The 17,582-nt window shown below is 60.7% G+C and carries 14 protein-coding genes; 10 read left to right on the forward strand and 4 right to left on the reverse strand.

What is annotated here, in order from left to right:
• Window positions 1–121: 121 nt before the first annotated feature.
• The 3 genes from AC0J41_RS03245 to AC0J41_RS03255 are packed head-to-tail and all read right to left on the reverse strand — an operon-like array spanning window position 122 to window position 2,505.
• Window positions 122–517 carry a DNA polymerase III subunit chi gene (locus AC0J41_RS03245; protein WP_473014551.1) on the reverse strand — a complete coding sequence of 132 codons (396 nt, stop codon included), beginning with the start codon at window positions 515–517 and terminating at the stop codon, window positions 122–124.
• Window positions 518–525: 8 nt separating this feature from the next.
• Window positions 526–954, reverse strand: coding sequence for a DNA polymerase III subunit chi (locus tag AC0J41_RS03250; protein WP_025112162.1), 429 nt, complete (start codon window positions 952–954; stop codon window positions 526–528).
• Between the two features lie 60 nt (window positions 955–1,014).
• Window positions 1,015–2,505: a leucyl aminopeptidase gene (locus tag AC0J41_RS03255; protein ID WP_473014552.1), complete on the reverse strand. Its 1,491-nt coding sequence runs from the start codon at window positions 2,503–2,505 to the stop codon at window positions 1,015–1,017.
• Window positions 2,506–2,813: 308 nt separating this feature from the next.
• Here AC0J41_RS03255 and lptF point away from each other — a divergent pair, with 308 nt between their 5' ends.
• From lptF to pdxJ, 8 genes are all read left to right on the forward strand, one after another.
• On the forward strand, window positions 2,814–3,935 hold the full coding sequence (lptF, locus tag AC0J41_RS03260; RefSeq protein ID WP_025112164.1) for an LPS export ABC transporter permease LptF: 1,122 nt from the start codon (window positions 2,814–2,816) through the stop codon (window positions 3,933–3,935).
• Window positions 3,928–4,989, forward strand: coding sequence for an LPS export ABC transporter permease LptG (gene lptG, locus AC0J41_RS03265; protein ID WP_025112165.1), 1,062 nt, complete (start codon window positions 3,928–3,930; stop codon window positions 4,987–4,989). Before lptF ends, lptG begins: the two co-directional genes overlap by 8 nt.
• 172 nt (window positions 4,990–5,161) lie before the next feature.
• The gene (gene lepA / locus AC0J41_RS03270) at window positions 5,162–6,958 is read left to right on the forward strand and encodes a translation elongation factor 4 (RefSeq protein WP_025112166.1); all 1,797 of its coding nucleotides are present in this window, start codon (window positions 5,162–5,164) and stop codon (window positions 6,956–6,958) included.
• A gap of 9 nt (window positions 6,959–6,967) precedes the next feature.
• On the forward strand, window positions 6,968–7,822 hold the full coding sequence (lepB, locus tag AC0J41_RS03275; RefSeq protein WP_025112167.1) for a signal peptidase I: 855 nt from the start codon (window positions 6,968–6,970) through the stop codon (window positions 7,820–7,822).
• 183 nt (window positions 7,823–8,005) lie between these two features.
• Window positions 8,006–8,695: a ribonuclease III gene (rnc, locus tag AC0J41_RS03280; protein WP_024011703.1), complete on the forward strand. Its 690-nt coding sequence runs from the start codon at window positions 8,006–8,008 to the stop codon at window positions 8,693–8,695.
• Window positions 8,688–9,590, forward strand: a complete 903-nt coding sequence (gene era, locus AC0J41_RS03285; RefSeq protein WP_003221935.1) for a GTPase Era — start codon at window positions 8,688–8,690, stop codon at window positions 9,588–9,590. Before rnc ends, era begins: the two co-directional genes overlap by 8 nt.
• A gap of 168 nt (window positions 9,591–9,758) precedes the next feature.
• Window positions 9,759–10,448, forward strand: a complete 690-nt coding sequence (recO, locus tag AC0J41_RS03290) for a DNA repair protein RecO (protein ID WP_473014553.1) — start codon at window positions 9,759–9,761, stop codon at window positions 10,446–10,448.
• 48 nt (window positions 10,449–10,496) lie between these two features.
• Window positions 10,497–11,240, forward strand: coding sequence for a pyridoxine 5'-phosphate synthase (gene pdxJ, locus AC0J41_RS03295; protein ID WP_025112169.1), 744 nt, complete (start codon window positions 10,497–10,499; stop codon window positions 11,238–11,240).
• Window positions 11,241–11,382: 142 nt separating this feature from the next.
• On the opposite strand, the gene mltF is transcribed toward pdxJ, so the two are convergent.
• A complete protein-coding gene (gene mltF, locus AC0J41_RS03300; RefSeq protein ID WP_081794904.1) occupies window positions 11,383–12,843 on the reverse strand; it encodes a membrane-bound lytic murein transglycosylase MltF in 1,461 nt (486 codons plus the stop codon).
• A gap of 285 nt (window positions 12,844–13,128) precedes the next feature.
• Here mltF and purL point away from each other — a divergent pair, with 285 nt between their 5' ends.
• Both purL and AC0J41_RS03310 read left to right on the forward strand, forming a co-directional pair.
• On the forward strand, window positions 13,129–17,025 hold the full coding sequence (gene purL, locus AC0J41_RS03305; protein WP_473014554.1) for a phosphoribosylformylglycinamidine synthase: 3,897 nt from the start codon (window positions 13,129–13,131) through the stop codon (window positions 17,023–17,025).
• Between the two features lie 5 nt (window positions 17,026–17,030).
• Window positions 17,031–17,342 carry an NGG1p interacting factor NIF3 gene (locus tag AC0J41_RS03310; protein WP_473014555.1) on the forward strand — a complete coding sequence of 104 codons (312 nt, stop codon included), beginning with the start codon at window positions 17,031–17,033 and terminating at the stop codon, window positions 17,340–17,342.
• Window positions 17,343–17,582: the final 240 nt, after the last annotated feature.

Below are 17,582 nucleotides of genomic sequence, written 5' to 3' on the forward strand. Positions count from 1 at the left end.
CTATTGGCATTTATTCAGGAAAAGCCGGGAAGTATAGCGGGGCATGGGGCGCAGGGCGAGCGGGGCGGGCCGGGTGGAGATCTAAAAGTGGGAGCGACCGTGCGACGGCTCCCACTGTCGATTATTCGTACTGGCTGAGAAGCCGTTCCATCCGCGCCTCGAGGCGACGTTTGATTTCGGTTTCGATGTGCGGGGCGAAGTCGTCGATCACATCTTGCATGATCAGTTGCGCAGCGGCGCGCAGTTCGCTGTCCAGGTGCAGCAGCGCGTCGGGGCCTTTGTCCACAGGCGCGGCGGGTGCGGTGGCGGGCTTCACGACAGGTGCGGGAGGCGGTTCGACGGCGGGAGGCTCAGTGGTGACCGAGTCGAACAGCATCGGAATCTGTTCCTGTTCGCCCTCATCGACCGTATCGGTCAGCAGGGGCGGTTGCAGGTTGTCATCGCCGAGCAACTGACGGATCGACTCGAGATCGTCCAGCAGGTGCGCAGGCTTCTGCAGCGGTTTTGGAGTGTCCATCGGCGTACTCAGAGTCGCTGTAAACGGTGATCTTGCAGAGGATAGCCCTGTTCGCGGTAGAAACGGAAACTCTCCCGTGCCGCCGCGCGAATCGTCGGATCTTCCACCACCACTTCCGCCACCCGGGCGAATTTGCTGGCGAAGGCCGGGACTTTCAGGTCGAGGTTGATCAGCAGGTCCTGATGCGCGCCACAGTCAGCGCCCACTCCCAGCACGATCAAACCGTCCGGTTCGCTGTCGGCAGGGCCGTGAGGAACGAAGGTTTCGCCCTTGAACGCCCACAGCCGGGCATCGAGGTCGTCACGCTGGGCAACATCGCTGCAATGCAGGTAGATGCGGTGCCCCATGCGCCAGGCTTTGTCGGCAAGCTTGCAGGCAAAGTCCAGGCGAGCCGAAGGATCGGCGCTGGGCAGGATATAGAAGTCGACTTTGGTCATTGCAGTTCCTGAGCCTTGAACGGCGTCACCGCAAAGTGACGCCGCCCAGGTTCATCGGTTTCAGGCTTTGGCGCGGTCCAGCAGGTATTGGGTCAGCAGTGGAACCGGACGGCCGGTGGCGCCCTTGTCCTTGCCGCCGCTGGTCCAGGCAGTGCCTGCGATGTCCAGGTGCGCCCAGTTGAGGTTCTTGGTGAAGCGCGACAGGAAGCACGCAGCGGTGATGGTGCCGGCTTTCGGGCCGCCAATGTTGGCGATGTCGGCGAACGGGCTGTCCAGCTGTTCCTGATATTCATCGAACAGCGGCAGTTGCCAGGCGCGGTCGTCGGCAGCCTTGCCGGCGCTGAGCAGTTGATTGATCAACTCGTCGTTGTTGCCCAGCAGGCCGGAAGTGTGCGCGCCCAGTGCCACGACGCAGGCGCCGGTCAGGGTGGCGATGTCGATCACCGCTTGCGGCTTGAAACGCTCGGAGTAGGTCAGCGCGTCGCACAGCACCAGACGACCTTCAGCGTCGGTGTTGAGGATTTCCACGGTCTGGCCGCTCATGGTGGTCACGATGTCGCCCGGACGCGAAGCGTTGCCGCTTGGCATGTTTTCCGCACAGGCGAGTATGCACACCAGATTGATCGGCAGTTTCAGTTCGAGCACGGCACGCAGCGTACCGAACACGGACGCAGCGCCGCCCATGTCGTACTTCATTTCGTCCATGCCGGCCCCAGGCTTCAGGCTGATGCCGCCGGTGTCGAAAGTGATGCCTTTACCGACCAGCGCGTAAGGCTTTTCGGACTTCTTGCCGCCGTTGTATTGCATGACGATCAGGCGCGGTGGCTGGGCGCTGCCCTGGCCCACGGCGTAGAACGAGCCCATGCCCAGTGCCTTGATCTTCTTCTCGTCGAGGACTTCGACTTTCAGATCCTTGAACTCTTTGCCCAGGTTCTTCGCTTGCTCGCCCAGGAACGTCGGGTGGCAGATGTTCGGCGGCAGGTTGCCCAGGTCGCGGGTGAAGGCCATGCCGTTGGCGATGGCGGTCGCGTGGTTCACGGCGCGCTGCACTTCGGCCTGAGCGGCTTTGATGGTCAGCAAGGTGATTTTCTTCAGCGCACGCGGTTCGGCTTTCTGGCTCTTGAACTGGTCGAAGCTGTATTCGCCATCCACCAGCGTTTCGGCCAGCAGACGGGTCTTGCCGTAGCTGTCGCGGTTTTTGACAATGACTTCATCCAGTGCCAGTACGGCGTCGGTGCCGCCCAGACCCTTCAGGGTGTTGAGGATGCCGGCCACGATCTTGCGGAACGGACGGTCGCCCAGTTCTTCATCCTTGCCCACGCCGACCAGCAGCACGCGCTCGGCCTTGAGGTTCGGCAGGCTGTGCAGCAACAGACTCTGACCGACCTTGCCGGCCAGGTCGCCACGCTTGAGCACGGCGCTGATCGCGCCACCGCTCAGTTCATCGACCTGCTTGGCGGCGACGCCGAGTTTGCGGCCTTCGCCGACGGCAACCACCAGGGTGGCGGTTTTCAACGTTTCTGGGCTAACGCTTTTTACAACCAGTTCCATGTCCGGATCCCTGAATGAATGGTCAACACACAGGCGTTCGACGGTGGCCGCAGTCGCCTGCTTATAGATAGAAGAGGCGCAGGCCAGTGCCTGCGACAAAGGCGGCAGTTTGAACCTCGCTCACCGCGCCTGACAACCCTCGGTTGTATGATCTTCAACGGAATGCACGCTTGGGTGAGTGTGCGCAGTGACAGGCGCCCTCAATCACAGGATAATGCCGCATCTTTTTTCGACGGCTCTGCATTGCGGGCCGGTCGAGACGTTTGCTTGTTTGGCCGCCTTAGCCTGACAACCCTGGAGTGTCTGGTTTGATCGTCTTCCGTTATCTGTCCCGTGAAGTGATGTTGACCCTGAGCGCCGTCAGCGCCGTGCTGCTGGTCATCATCATGAGCGGTCGCTTCATCAAATACCTTGCCCAGGCCGCTGCGGGCCAACTCGATCCGGGATCTCTGTTCCTGATCATGGGTTACCGTCTGCCGGGGTTCATGCAACTGATCCTGCCGCTGGGCCTGTTTCTCGGGATCCTGCTGGCTTATGGCCGGTTGTACCTCGAAAGCGAAATGACCGTGCTCTCGGCCACCGGCATGAGTCAGCAGCGTCTGCTGCGCATGACCCTGTTTCCGGCGACGCTGGTGGCGCTGGTGGTGGCGTGGTTGAGCCTGAGCCTGGCCCCGCAAGGTGCCAATCAGTTCCAGCTGCTGCTGAACAAGCAGGATGCCCTGACCGAATTCGATACCCTCGAGCCGGGCCGTTTCCAGGCGCTGCGCGACGGCACCCGGGTGACCTACACCGAGACCCTGACCGACGATCGCGTCAACCTCAGCGGAGTATTCATCTCGCAGAAGAACCTGGGCGCCAATCAGAAGGACCGCGGGATTTCCGTGCTGGTGGCCGAGAAGGGCCGTCAGGAAATCCACCCGGACGGCAACCGCTACCTGATCCTGCACAATGGCTATCGTTATGACGGCAGCCCGGGGCAGGCCGATTATCGCGCGATCAAATACGAGACCTATGGCGTATTGCTGCCCAAGCCCGATGCCAGCGACGAAGTCACCGACCGTGACGCGATGCCGACCTCGACCTTGCTGAGCAACGACGACGAGCGGTCCAAGGCTGAACTGCAATGGCGTCTTTCGCTGCCATTGCTGGTATTTATCGTGACCCTGATGGCGGTGCCGCTGTCGCGGGTCAATCCGCGTCAGGGCCGTTTCCTGAAGCTGCTGCCGGCGATTCTTCTTTATATGGCTTACCTGACCATCCTGATTGCCGCCCGCGGCGCCCTCGAAAAAGGCAAGATTCCACCGGCCCTTGGCCTGTGGTGGGTGCACGGGATCTTCCTGGTCATCGGTCTGGGCCTGCTGTATTGGGAGCCGTTGCGCCTGAAGCTGGCCAGTCGCCGCAGCGCTGCGCTGGAGGTGGCCCGTGGTTAAACTCGACCGCTACATCGGCAGCAGCGTATTCATGGCGATCATCGCCGTGCTGGCGATCATCCTGGGTCTGGCGACCCTGTTTGCCTTCATCGACGAGATGAGCGACGTCAGCGATACCTATACGCTGACCGACGTTTTGAGCTTCGTTATCCTTACCGCGCCACGCCGCCTCTATGAAATGCTGCCGATGGCCGCACTGATCGGCTGCCTGATCGGTCTTGGCAGCCTGGCCAGCAGCAGCGAGCTGACGGTCATGCGTGCCGCTGGCGTGTCCATCGGGCGTATCGTCTGGGCGGTCATGAAACCGATGCTGGTGCTGATGCTGGCCGGCGTGTTGATCGGCGAGTACGTGGCGCCGGCTACCGAAAGCATGGCTCAGGCCAATCGCTCGCTGGCGCAAGGCAGCGGCGACGCGCAGAGCGCCAAACATGGCATGTGGCACCGTCAGGGTGAGGAGTTCATCCATATCAACGCCGTGCAACCCAACGGCCTGTTGTATGGCGTGACCCGCTATCACTTCGACAAGGAACGTCACCTGCTGAGCTCCAGCTTCGCCAAGCGCGCGGAGTTCGATGGCAGCCGCTGGCAACTCACCGACGTGACCACCACGGTCTTCCATGAGCGCAGCACCGAAGTGCTGAACGCCCCGAGCGAGCAGTGGGACGTGTCGCTGAGCCCGCAACTGCTCAACACGGTAGTGATGGCTCCGGAGTCGCTGTCGATTTCCGGTCTGTGGGGCTACATCCACTATCTGGCGGACCAGGGCCTGAGCAACGGCCGTTACTGGCTGGCATTTTGGGTCAAGGTGTTGCAGCCGCTGGTCACCGCCGCGCTGGTGCTGATGGCGATCTCCTTCATCTTCGGCCCGTTGCGCTCGGTAACCCTCGGTCAGCGGGTGTTCACCGGCGTGCTGGTGGGCTTCACCTTCCGCATCGTCCAGGATTTGCTCGGCCCATCGAGCCTGGTGTTCGGTTTCTCGCCGCTGTTCGCGGTGCTGGTGCCGGCCACGGTCTGTGCGCTGGCGGGTGTCTGGCTATTGCGACGGGCCGGTTGATGGCCGTGTCGTTGCCAATGCTTTAACCGCGAAAACGCCTCGGTCGACAGATCGGGGCGTTTTCGTATGCAATCCGGGTGACAGGCGAACGTGACGCTTGCGCCGTGTATCAGGTACAATTCCCGGCTATTTTTCGGCGGGCCAAGCCTGCAGCCTTTTTGAGTGTTGATCCGTGAGTGATTTGAGTCATATCCGCAATTTCTCCATCATCGCCCACATTGACCATGGCAAGTCGACGCTGGCTGACCGTTTCATCCAGATGTGCGGTGGCCTGGCCGAGCGTGAAATGGAAGCCCAGGTACTGGATTCCATGGATCTGGAGCGCGAACGCGGGATCACCATCAAGGCCCACAGCGTTACCCTCTATTACAAAGCCAAAGATGGCGTCACCTACCAGCTGAACTTCATTGACACCCCGGGCCACGTCGACTTCACCTACGAAGTCAGCCGTTCCCTGGCCGCGTGTGAAGGTGCGTTGCTGGTGGTCGATGCCGGTCAGGGTGTTGAAGCCCAGTCCGTGGCCAACTGCTACACCGCCATCGAGCAGGGCCTTGAGGTCATGCCGGTACTGAACAAGATCGACCTGCCACAGGCCGAGCCGGACCGCGTCAAGGACGAGATCGAGAAGATCATCGGCATCGACGCCACCGACGCCGTCACCTGCAGCGCCAAGACCGGCCTGGGTGTCGACGAAGTGCTCGAGCGTCTGGTCGCAACCATTCCTGCACCGACCGGCAACATCGAAGATCCGCTGCAAGCGTTGATCATCGACTCCTGGTTCGACAACTACCTGGGCGTTGTCTCCCTGGTGCGCGTGCGTCATGGCCGCGTGAAGAAGGGCGACAAGATCCTGGTCAAGTCCACCGGCAAGGTGCACCTGGTCGACAGCGTCGGCGTGTTCAATCCGAAACACACCGCCACCGTCGACCTCAAGGCCGGCGAAGTGGGCTTCATCATCGCCAGCATCAAGGACATTCACGGTGCGCCGGTCGGTGACACCCTGACCCTGAGCTCCACGCCGGACGTTCCGGTGCTGCCGGGCTTCAAACGCATTCAGCCACAGGTTTACGCCGGTCTGTTCCCGGTCAGCTCCGACGACTTCGAGGACTTCCGCGAAGCGCTGCAGAAACTGACCCTGAACGACTCGTCGCTGCAGTACACCCCGGAGAGCTCCGACGCACTGGGCTTCGGCTTCCGTTGCGGGTTCCTCGGCATGCTGCACATGGAGATCATCCAGGAGCGCCTGGAGCGCGAATACGACCTGGACCTGATCACCACCGCGCCAACGGTAATTTTCGAGCTGGTGCTGAAAACCGGTGAAACGATTTACGTCGACAACCCCTCCAAGCTTCCGGATGTGTCGGCCATCGAAGACATGCGCGAGCCAATCGTGCGCGCCAACATCCTGGTTCCGCAGGAACACCTGGGCAACGTCATCACCCTGTGCATCGAGAAACGCGGTGTGCAGGTCGACATGCTGTTCCTCGGTAATCAGGTGCAGGTCACTTACGATTTGCCGATGAACGAAGTGGTCCTGGACTTCTTCGACCGTCTCAAATCCACCAGCCGCGGCTATGCTTCGCTGGATTACCATTTCGATCGTTACCAATCGGCTAATCTGGTGAAACTGGACGTGCTGATCAACGGTGACAAAGTCGACGCCCTGGCGTTGATCGTGCACCGTGACAATTCGCACTTCAAAGGTCGCCAGTTGACCGAGAAGATGAAAGAACTGATTCCTCGTCAGATGTTCGACGTGGCCATCCAGGCTGCCATTGGCGGTCAGATTGTTGCCCGGACAACCGTCAAGGCGCTCAGAAAGAACGTATTGGCCAAATGCTACGGCGGTGACGTAAGCCGTAAGAAAAAGCTGCTTGAAAAGCAAAAGGCCGGTAAGAAACGCATGAAGCAGGTCGGCAACGTGGAAATTCCACAAGAAGCCTTCCTTGCCGTGCTCAGGTTGGAATAGTCAGGTCCTATGTCACTAAATTTCCCGCTGTTGCTGGTCATCGCCGTGTTCGTCTGCGGCCTGTTGGCGTTGCTCGATCTGCTGTTCCTGGCGCCGCGTCGGCGTGCTGCCATTGCCTCTTATCAAGGCAGTGTCAGCCAGCCCGAACCCGTGGTGGTCGAGAAACTGAACAAAGAGCCGTTGCTGGTCGAATATGGCAAGTCGTTCTTTCCGGTGTTGTTCATCGTGCTGGTGCTGCGTTCGTTCCTGGTGGAACCGTTCCAAATCCCGTCCGGCTCGATGAAACCGACCCTGGACGTCGGCGACTTCATTCTGGTGAACAAGTTTTCTTACGGGATCCGCCTGCCGGTGATCGACAAGAAAATCATCGAAGTCGGTGATCCACAGCGTGGCGATGTGATGGTGTTCCGCTACCCGAGCGACCCGAACGTCAACTACATCAAGCGTGTAGTCGGCCTGCCGGGCGACACGGTACGTTACACCGCCGACAAGCGCCTGTTGGTCAATGGCGAGTCGATTGCCGAGCAACTGGTCGGCTCCGAGCCGGGCACGCTGGGCAGTGCCGAGCTCTACAAGGAAAAACTCGGCGCGGCCGAGCACCTGATCCGCAAGGAAATGAGCCGCTACCGCGCGACCCCGGACCATACCTGGACTGTCCCGGCCGGCCATTACTTCATGATGGGCGACAACCGCGACAACTCCAACGACAGTCGCTACTGGGATGATCCGAACATTCCCAAGGATCTGCTGGGCATGGTTCCCGACCAGAATATCGTCGGCAAAGCCTTCGCTGTCTGGATGAGCTGGCCGGAACCGAAACTCAGCCACCTGCCGAATTTCTCGCGGGTTGGCCTGATCAAGTAATCAATCACGGCGCTGTTGACCACAGCGCCGAATGCATTTCTGGAGTCGACACAAATCGGCGCCAGGGCATGAAGCCACGATATTCAGGACGTAATTTTTGAACACAGCGTTAATTGTCCCAGGCCTGCGCCGTACCCCGGCGATGGCGGTGGAATCCAGCCACGAACTCAGCGTGGGTAAACCGTGAGCGTTTCTCTAAGCCGTCTCGAGCGCCAGCTCGGTTACACCTTCAAGGATCAGGAGCTGATGCTGCTGGCCCTCACGCACCGCAGCTTTGCCGGGCGTAACAACGAACGCCTGGAATTCCTCGGCGATGCCATCCTCAACTTCGTTGCCGGCGAGGCGCTGTTCGATCGCTTCCCGCTGGCCCGCGAAGGCCAGTTGTCGCGTTTGCGCGCGCGCCTGGTCAAGGGTGAGACACTGGCTGTGCTGGCCCGTGGTTTCGACCTGGGTGATTACCTGCGGCTGGGCTCGGGCGAACTGAAAAGTGGCGGCTTCCGACGCGAGTCGATTCTGGCCGATGCCCTCGAGGCGTTGATCGGTGCGATCTACCTCGACGCCGGCATGGATGTCGCCCGCGAGCGTGTACTGGCCTGGCTGGCCGGTGAGTTCGAAGGCTTGACGCTGGTCGACACCAACAAGGATCCCAAGACCCGTCTGCAGGAACACCTGCAATCGCGCGGTTGTGAACTGCCACGCTACGAAGTGGTGGATATCCAGGGTGAGCCGCACTGCCGTACCTTCTTCGTCGAATGCGAAGTGGTCTTATTGAATGAAAAAAGCCGAGGTCAGGGTGTGAGCCGTCGTATTGCCGAACAGGTAGCGGCCGCCGCAGCACTGATTGCCCTGGGCGTGGAGAATGGCAATGACTGATACAAACGCAACTCGCTGTGGCTACGTTGCCATCGTCGGCCGTCCCAACGTGGGCAAGTCCACGCTGCTGAACCACATTTTGGGGCAGAAGCTGGCGATCACCTCGCGCAAGCCGCAGACCACCCGTCACAACATGCTCGGGATCAAGACCGAAGGTGACGTGCAGGCGATCTACGTCGACACCCCCGGCATGCACAAGGGTGGCGAAAAGGCCCTCAACCGTTACATGAACAAGACCGCTTCGGCGGCGTTGAAAGACGTCGACGTGGTGATCTTCGTGGTCGACCGCACCAAGTGGACCGAAGAAGACCAGATGGTCCTGGAGCGCGTGCAGTACGTGACCGGCCCGTTGATCGTCGCGCTGAACAAGACCGACCGCATCGAAGACAAGGCCGAGCTGATGCCGCACCTGTCGTGGTTGCAGGAACAGCTGCCGAACGCGCAGATCATCCCGATTTCGGCGCAGCACGGGCATAACCTCGATGCGCTGGAAAAGGTCATCGCCGATCATCTGCCGGAGAACGATCACTTCTTCCCGGAAGACCAGATCACCGACCGCAGCAGCCGTTTCCTCGCCGCTGAGCTGGTGCGCGAGAAAATCATGCGCCAGATGGGCGCCGAGTTGCCGTACCAGATCACCGTCGAAATCGAAGAGTTCAAGCAGCAGGGCAAGACCCTGCACATTCACGCGCTGATCCTCGTCGAGCGTGACGGTCAGAAGAAGATCATCATTGGCGACAAGGGCGAGCGCATCAAACGCATCGGCACCGAAGCGCGCAAGGACATGGAGTTGCTGTTCGACTCCAAGATCATGCTCAACCTGTGGGTCAAGGTGAAGGGCGGCTGGTCCGACGACGAGCGTGCATTGCGTTCGCTGGGTTACGGCGACCTGTAACACCGGTTTTCTGTTACACCAGAGAACACCCTGTGGGAGCGGGCTTGCTCGCGAATGCGCAGTGTCAGTCGACATATACTTTGACTGATTCAGCGCTTTCGCGAGCGACCCCGCTCCCACAGTAGTTTTGGGTTGTGAGTAAACCTGCGTGTCTTCATCGAGAACTTCATGTCGCAAACCCCACCTCTCGCCCAACCCGCCTACGTCCTGCATTCGTGCGCCTACCGCGAAACCAGCGCGCTGGTGGACTTCCTGACGCCGCAAGGGCGGCTGCGGGCAGTGTTGCGCAGTGCGCGGGGCAAGGCCGGGACGTTGGCGCGGCCCTTCGTGTCGCTGGAAGTCGAGTTTCGTGGCAAGGGTGAGTTGAAGAATGTCGGGCGCATGGAGAGTTCTGGGACTTCAGCGTGGCTTAACGGCGAAGCGCTGTTCAGCGGTCTCTATCTGAATGAGCTACTGATCCGCTTGCTGCCCGCCGAAGACCCGCACCCCGGTGTATTCGATCACTATGCCGCGACCTTGCTGGCATTGGCCGAAGGCCGTCCGTTGGAGCCACTGCTGCGCTCCTTCGAATGGCGACTGCTGGACGATCTCGGTTACGGCTTTTCCCTGAACACTGATATTCACGGTGAGCCCGTCGCGCCGGATGGCCTCTATCGCCTGCAAGTGGACGCGGGACTGGAGCGGGTTTTCCTGTTGCAACCCGGTCTGTTCAATGGCGTTGAATTACTGGCCATGGCCGAAGCCGACTGGACCGCCCCCGGCGCACTGTCCGCGGCCAAGCGGTTGATGCGTCAGGCACTGGCCGTTCACCTCGGCGGTCGGCCCCTCGTCAGTCGCGAGCTGTTTCGTAAACCCTAGCCCCGTGTATGCTGTGCGCCGAATCTTTTTCTTCAGGAGCGCGCATCCGTGACCACCAGCAATCGCATTCTTCTTGGCGTGAACATCGACCACGTCGCCACCCTGCGTCAGGCCCGTGGCACGCGCTACCCGGATCCGGTCAAGGCGGCGCTGGACGCAGAAGAGGCGGGTGCCGACGGCATCACCGTGCACCTGCGTGAAGACCGCCGGCACATTCAGGAACGCGACGTGCTGTTGCTCAAGGACGTGCTGCAGACCCGCATGAACTTCGAAATGGGCGTCACCGAAGAGATGATGGCGTTCGCCGAACGCATCCGTCCGGCGCACATCTGCCTGGTGCCGGAAACCCGTCAGGAGCTGACCACCGAAGGTGGTCTGGATGTAGCGGGGCAGGAAGAGCGCATCAAGGCAGCGGTCGAGCGTCTGTCGAAGATCGGCAGTGAAGTGTCGCTGTTCATCGATGCGGATGAACGTCAGATCGCCGCGTCCAAGCGCGTGGGCGCACCGGCCATCGAGCTGCACACCGGACGTTATGCCGATGCGCAAACGCCGACCGAAGTCGCTGAAGAGCTCAAGCGTGTGGCGGACGGCGTGGCGTTTGGTCTGGCGCAGGGCCTGATCGTCAATGCCGGCCATGGCCTGCACTACCACAACGTCGAAGCCGTGGCGGCGATCAAGGGCATCAACGAACTGAACATCGGCCACGCGCTGGTGGCGCATGCGTTGTTCGTCGGGTTCAAGTCTGCCGTATCGGAAATGAAGGCGCTGATCCTGGCGGCTGCAAAGGCCTAAACATTTGCACAAAATAATGTGGGAGCGGGCTTGCTCGCGAAAGCGGTTTGACATTCAACGATTCCGTTGGCTGTCAGATTGCTTTCGCGATCAAGTCGGATTGCCGCATCACCGCCCCCACATTTGATTTGGGGTGGCTGGACTAGAGCGGCGGGTTTTCCTGCGCCGGCTTGGACTTGTCGATACCGGGCACATGCAGATTGCCCTCGGCCACCTGATCGCCTTCAAGCTGCGGCTGGGTCACCCAGGTCAGGATGTCGTAGTAGCGACGGATGTTCGCCACGAAGTGCACCGGCTCGCCGCCACGGGCGTAGCCGTAGCGGGTTTTGCTGTACCACTGCTTCTGCGACAGGCGTGGCAGCATCTTCTTCACATCCAGCCACTTATCCGGGTTCAGACCTTCGCGGGATGCGAGTTTGCGTGCGTCATCAAGGTGACCGCTGCCGACGTTGTAAGCCGCCAGCGCGAACCAGGTGCGGTCCGGCTCCTGAATCGAATCATCGAGCTGATCCTTCATGTAGGCCAGATACTTGGCGCCGCCCATGATGCTTTGCTTGGGATCGAGACGGTTTGATACGCCCATCGCCTGGGCAGTGTTCTGCGTCAGCATCATCAGGCCGCGCACGCCGGTTTTCGAGGTGACCGCCGGTTGCCACAGCGATTCCTGATAGCCGATGGCCGCCAGCAGGCGCCAGTCGACTTTCTCTTTCTTGGCGTAGGTCTTGAAGTGCTGTTCGTATTTTGGCAGGCGCTGCTGCAAGTGCTGGGCGAAGGTGGTGGCGCCCATGTAGCCGAGGACATCGACGTGGCCGTAGTAGCGGTCTTTCAGACGTTGCAGGGTGCCGTTTTTCTGCACTTTGTCGAGGTAGGCGTTGATCTCGTTGAGCAGGCTGTTGTCTTCGCCCGGGGCCACGGCCCAGCTCTGGCTGCGTGCATCGCCGAGGTCGAAGGCTACGCGAATGTTGGTGAAGTACACCTGATTCATCGCCACTTCATTGGAATCGACGAGGGTCAGATCGATCTGGCCTTCATCGACCATGCGCAACAGGTCGACCACTTCCACCGCGTCGGATTCTTCGTATTCGATGCCGGGGAATTTCTTTTTCAGCTCCGCCAACTGTTCGGCGTGGGTGCTGCCCTTGAGCACCATGATCTTCTTGCCGACCAGATCGCCGGGATCGGTTGGCCGTGACTGTCCGTTGCGATAGATGATCTGCGGCGTGACTTCGAGGTAAGAGTGGGAGAACCGCACCTGTTTCTTGCGATCTTCGCTGCTGACCAGGCCGGCTGCGGCCAATACCGGGCCGTTCGGTTTGCCGATCTGGTTGAACAGGTCGTCGAGGTTGTCGGCGGTCTCGATTTTCAGCTCGACCCCCAAATCGTCGGCGAAACGCTTCACCAGCTCGTATTCGAAGCCGGTTTCACCGCTGCGATCCTGAAAGTAGGTGGCGGGGCTGTTACGGGTAATCACCCGCAGCACACCATCCTCCTTTACGCGCTCGAGTGTGTTGGGTTTATCAACACAGCCACCGAGCACCAGGAAGAGTCCGGTTGCGATCAGCCATTTGGCGTACCGCGGACGCAAAGCCGTTGGGAAAAACATCTGCGCAGTATACGCAAACGGCCACGGGCGCCATATCTCGACAGTGAAGGGCTTGTCTGCTAGCGATCACAAAACTGGCCGAAACCCCGCAGGAATGGGGCTCGAGGGCATTTTGTGACAGAAAAAATAAGCGCTGCCCGCAGACCCTCGAAATTTGACTTCAAAGGCAGAAACACAGATTGATATCCGAGTGCAACCGTGCGTAGCGTTTCGGGTGATGTTGAAGGCGGTTTAGGCTAGAATGCACGGCCTCAAAGCACACCCCTTCCCGAGGCTGTCCCGAAGATGTTGATCCTGCGCGGCGCTCCTGCCCTTTCTGCCTTTCGCCACAGCAAACTCCTTGAGCAACTGAGCCAGAAGGTTCCAGCTGTCAGTGGCTTGTATGCTGAATTCGCTCACTTCGCCGAAGTCACCGGCGTCCTGACCGGCGACGAACAGCAGGTGCTTGCGCGCCTTCTGAAGTACGGTCCAAGCGTTCCGGTACAAGAGCCGACCGGCCGTCTGTTTCTGGTGTTGCCGCGTTTCGGCACCATCTCGCCATGGTCGAGCAAGGCCAGCGACATCGCCCGCAACTGCGGCCTGAGCAAAATCCAGCGCCTGGAGCGCGGTATCGCGTTCTACGTGGCCGGCCAGTTTAGCGACGCTCAAGCTCAGCAAATCGCCGACGTGCTGCATGACCGCATGACCCAGATCGTGCTGGGCAACCTGGAACAGGCCGCCGGTCTGTTCAGCCACGCCGAGCCGAAACCGCTGACCGCGATCGACATCCTCGCTGGCGGCCGCGCCGCGCTGGAAAAGGCCAACACCGAGCTGGGCCTGGCCCTGGCCGAAGACGAGATCGATTACCTGGTCAACGCCTTCACCGGTCTCAAGCGCAACCCGCACGACATCGAACTGATGATGTTTGCCCAGGCCAACTCCGAGCACTGCCGCCACAAGATCTTCAACGCCAGTTGGGACATCGACGGCCAGAACCAGGAAAAAAGCCTGTTCGGCATGATCAAGAACACCTACGTGATGCACAGCGAAGGCGTTCTGTCGGCTTATAAGGACAACGCCTCGGTGATTGTCGGCAATGTGGCCGGCCGCTTCTTCCCGAATCCCGAGACCCGCCAGTACGGCGCGGTGCAGGAGCCGGTGCACATCCTGATGAAGGTTGAAACCCACAACCACCCGACGGCGATCGCTCCGTTCCCGGGCGCATCCACCGGTTCCGGCGGCGAGATCCGTGACGAAGGTGCAACCGGTCGTGGCGCCAAGCCAAAGGCCGGCCTGACCGGTTTCACCGTGTCCAACCTGCAGATCCCGGGCTTCGAACAGCCGTGGGAAGTGCCGTACGGCAAGCCTGAGCGCATCGTTACCGCACTGGACATCATGATCGAAGGCCCGCTGGGCGGTGCCGCGTTCAACAACGAATTCGGCCGTCCGGCCCTGACTGGCTACTTCCGTACCTTCGAACAATCGATCACCACTCCGCACGGTGACGAAGTTCGCGGTTACCACAAGCCGATCATGCTCGCTGGCGGCATGGGCAACATCCGCGAAGAACACGTCAAGAAAGGCGAGATCGTCGTTGGCTCCAAGCTGATCGTGCTCGGCGGCCCGGCGATGCTGATCGGTCTGGGCGGCGGCGCCGCTTCCTCGATGGCCACCGGCACCAGCTCGGCGGATCTCGACTTCGCTTCCGTGCAGCGTGAAAACCCTGAAATGGAGCGTCGCTGCCAGGAAGTCATCGACCGTTGCTGGCAACTGGGCGACAAAAACCCGATCAGCTTCATCCACGACGTGGGTGCGGGCGGTCTGTCCAACGCCTTCCCGGAACTGGTCAACGACGGCGAGCGCGGTGGCCGTTTCGAACTGCGCAACATTCCAAACGACGAGCCGGGCATGGCCCCGCACGAAATCTGGTCCAACGAATCCCAGGAACGTTACGTTCTGGCCGTCGGCCCGGCTGACTTCGAGCGCTTCCAGGCGATCTGCGAACGTGAGCGTTGCCCGTTTGCCGTAGTGGGCGAGGCGACCGCCGAACCGCAACTGACCGTGACCGACAGCCACTTCGGCAACAACCCGGTGGACATGCCACTGGAAGTGTTGCTGGGCAAGGCCCCGCGCATGCACCGTTCGGTGGTTCGCGAAGCCGAGCTGGGCGATGACTTCGATCCGTCGAACCTCGACATCACCGAATCCATCGAGCGCGTTCTGCACCACCCGGCCGTTGCGAGCAAGAGCTTCCTGATCACCATCGGCGACCGCACCATCACCGGCCTCGTGGCTCGTGACCAGATGGTCGGCCCATGGCAGGTTCCGGTGGCCGACGTTGCCGTCACCGCTACCAGTTTCGACGTCTACACCGGCGAAGCGATGGCGATGGGCGAGCGTACTCCGCTGGCACTGCTGGACGCCCCGGCTTCGGGCCGCATGGCCATCGGCGAAACCCTGACCAACATCGCTGCGTCGCGCATCAACAAGATCTCCGACATCAAACTGTCGGCGAACTGGATGTCGGCTGCCGGTCACCCGGGCGAAGACGCGCGTCTGTACGACACCGTGAAAGCGGTCGGCATGGAATTGTGCCCTGAGCTGGGTATCACCATTCCGGTGGGCAAGGACTCGATGTCCATGGCCACCCGCTGGAATGACAACGGCGAAGAAAAAACCGTGACCTCGCCGATGTCGCTGATCGTGACCGGTTTCGCGCCAGTGGCTGACATCCGTCAGACCCTGACCCCGGAACTGCGCATGGACAAGGGCACCACCGACCTGATCCTGATCGACCTCGGTCGCGGTCAGAACCGTATGGGCGCTTCGATCCTGGCACAGGTTCACGGCAAACTCGGCAAACACGCGCCGGACGTCGATGACGCCGAAGACCTGAAAGCCTTCTTCGCAGTGATCCAGGGCCTCAACGCCGACGGTCACCTGCTGGCTTACCACGACCGTTCCGACGGTGGTTTGCTGACTTCCGTGGTGGAAATGGCCTTCGCCGGCCACTGCGGCCTGAGCCTGAACCTGGACAGCGTTGCCGAGTCCTCGGCAGAAATCGCCGCCATTCTGTTCAACGAAGAACTGGGTGCCGTGATCCAGGTTCGTCAGGACGCCACGCCAGACATCCTCGCGCAATTCAGCGCGGCCGGTCTGGGCGACTGCGTGTCGGTGATCGGTCAGCCAATGAACAACGGCCAGATCAACATCACCTTCAACGGTGACACCGTGTTCGAAGGTCAGCGCCGTCTGCTGCAACGTACCTGGGCTGAAACCAGCTACCAGATCCAGCGTCTGCGTGACAACGCCGACTGCGCCGAGCAAGAGTTCGACGTGCTGCTGGAAGAAGACAACCCGGGCCTGAGCGTCAAGCTGAGCTACGACGTCAACCAGGACATCGCCGCGCCTTACATCAAGAAAGGCATCCGCCCACAGGTTGCCGTGCTGCGCGAGCAGGGCGTAAACGGTCAGGTGGAAATGGCGGCCGCGTTCGACCGCGCCGGTTTCAATGCGATCGACGTGCACATGAGCGACATTCTGGCCGGCCGCGTCGACCTGAACGAGTTCAAAGGTCTGGTAGCGTGCGGTGGTTTCTCCTACGGCGACGTACTCGGCGCCGGTGAAGGCTGGGCCAAGTCGGCACTGTTCAACAGCCGCGCCCGCGATGCGTTCCAGGGCTTCTTCGAACGTAACGACAGCTTCACCCTCGGCGTGTGCAACGGTTGCCAGATGATGTCCAACCTGCACGAGCTGATCCCGGGCAGCGAGTTCTGGCCGCACTTCGTGCGTAACCGCTCCGAGCAGTTCGAAGCGCGCGTGGCGATGGTGCAGATCCAGGAGTCGAACTCGATCTTCCTGCAAGGCATGGCCGGTTCGCGTATGCCGATCGCCATTGCTCACGGTGAAGGTCACGCCGAGTTCTCCAGCGAAGAGGCACTGCTGGAAGCCGATCTGTCGGGTTGCGTGGCGATGCGTTTCGTCGACAACCACGGCAAGGTCACCGAAGCCTACCCGGCCAACCCGAACGGTTCGCCGCGCGGGATCACCGGTCTCACCAGTCGCGACGGTCGCGTGACGATCATGATGCCGCACCCGGAGCGCGTGTTCCGCGCCGTGCAGAACTCGTGGCGTTCGGAAGACTGGACCGAGGACGCTCCTTGGATGCGCATGTTCCGTAATGCTCGCGTCTGGGTGAACTAAGGCCTGTGTACAAGCTCGGGTTTTTTGTTCCTGACAGTCATGTCGAAGTGGTCAAAGGGGCTGTGTTCGCTGCCGGTGGTGGGCGGATCGGTGACTATGACCACTGCGCGTGGCAGGTGCTCGGTCTGGGCCAGTTTCGACCGTTGGACGGCAGTCAGCCGTTCATTGGCGAGGCGGGGCAGGTTGAGCGGGTTGAGGAATGGAAGGTTGAGCTTGTGGTGGCGGATGAGTTGATTCGCGCTGTGGTGGCGGCTCTTAAGTTGAGCCATCCCTATGAGACGCCGGCTTATGAGGTGTGGCGGCTGGAGGATTTCTGATCTTTCTTGCTGCTGAAACAGGAAACCCGCAGATGAGTGATTGTCTGCGGGTTTTTTGTTGCCCCCGATTTTTCGGGCGATGGGGTTCCAATGTGGGAGCGGGCTTGCTCGCGAAGGCGTTGGCTCAGGCAATGATGTTCTGGCTGATCGAGTACATATCCATTCCTGCGGTCACGGCTGCTTAGGGTTCCGTCCTTACGACGGGTCACTTTTGACAAACGCCTCAAAAGTAACCAAAAA

It is taken from the genome of Pseudomonas sp. Arb-4-2C (assembly GCF_055755015.1).